The following is a 1,314-nucleotide window of genomic DNA, read 5'->3' as shown; positions in this document are numbered from 1 at the left end:
CGATCTCGTCGAGGAGGGCGGCGATGCGCGGCTCCTCCGCGGCTAGCGGGCGCGCCGCCTGGACCCGCATGACCATCTGGGTGTTGGCGCGGGCGAGGGTGTCGTGCAGGTCCCGGGCGATCGCTGTGCGCTGCGCCCCCAGGGCGGCTGCGCGCTCCGCCTCCATCCGCTCCAGCTGCGCGCGGAAGTAGAGCAGGGCCATGCCCACGCTCGCCGAACCGCTGAGGAGGACCGGTGCTTGGAGGATCAAGGACGCGCCTTCGCCGCCCGATTGCGCGCGGAGGGCAACGTCGATGCAGGAGGCGGCCAGGATGAGCCCAACCTGCCGGAAACGCCGGACGGGGATGAGGAGCGCGGGGCTGAGGAAACCTGCGGTCTCGAGCGGTAGCACGAGGGGGACATGGGGCGCGGCGACGGTCCCTGCGGCTAGGACGATCGGTGCTCCCCAGGGGAAGCGGTCGATGAGAAGGAGGCAGGTGAGCGCGGGCACGCTGCCGGCGATTGTGAGGTCATGGATGTAGGCGAAGAAGGGGCCTGACTGAAGGAGCACGAACGTGATCGCGATGATGAGTCGGAGGACTCCTTGGGCTTGGTCATCGCGCGGATCCAGCCGGCGCAGGAACCGCATTAGAAGCCGCTCGCAAGGCCCCGGCGGTGCGCCTCGACGACGATCTCCAGCCTGCTCGCGACATTCATCTTCCGCATGATCGCGGAGACATGGGTCTTCACGGTGGTCTCGGCGACGTTGAGCCGGCGGGCGATCTGGTGGTTGGAGCGGGCCTGGCACAGGAGCTCGAGGACCTCCTTCTCCCGCTCGGAGAGGTCGAGCTCCTCACCGGCATTCGTCTTCGGGGGCTGGCCGGAGATGTAGCGGTCGAGGATCCTGCTCGTGGGACCTGGCGAGAGCACCTTGCCGCCCTCGTGGATCGTGTGGATCGCGCTGATGAGCTCCTCCGAGGGTGTCGTCTTGAGGAGGAAGCCGGAGGCGCCCGCGGCCAGCCCGCCGTCGAGGAAGGTGTCGTCGTCGAAGGTCGTCAGGATGAGCACGCTCGTCGCCGGTGAGACATCCCGCACGCGCCGAGTGGCCGTCACCCCGTCGAGGATGGGCATCTGCACATCCATGAGGACGACGTCGACGGTCCGCTCGTGGACGATGCTCACCGCGTCGGCGCCGTTCTCGGCCGTGGCGACCACCTCGATGCCAGGCGCGCCCTTGAGGGCGGTGGCGATGGCGTCGCGCACGATCGGATCGTCGTCGACGACGATGATGCGGATGTCGCGGTCATTGGCTGAGGGGGGCATGGCTCTTCTCCA

The 1,314-nt window shown here is 68.6% G+C and carries 2 protein-coding genes; both read right to left on the bottom strand.

Annotated elements, in window-relative coordinates; genetic code table 11:
• On the bottom strand, window positions 1-550 hold a 550-nt coding region (locus A1QA_RS13470), incomplete at its 3' end, for a histidine kinase (RefSeq protein WP_167320639.1).
• A gap of 77 nt (window positions 551-627) precedes the next feature.
• Window positions 628-1,302, bottom strand: a complete 675-nt coding sequence (locus A1QA_RS0104540; RefSeq protein ID WP_017177740.1) for a response regulator transcription factor — start codon at window positions 1,300-1,302, stop codon at window positions 628-630.
• Between the last annotated feature and the right edge of the window lie 12 nt (window positions 1,303-1,314).

The sequence above is a fragment of the Actinomyces timonensis DSM 23838 genome, from assembly GCF_000295095.1.
Taxonomy (GTDB): domain Bacteria; phylum Actinomycetota; class Actinomycetes; order Actinomycetales; family Actinomycetaceae; genus Actinomyces; species Actinomyces timonensis.
The sequence above is the reverse complement of the archived record's forward strand: the minus strand, read 5'-3'. Positions and strand labels throughout refer to the sequence as shown.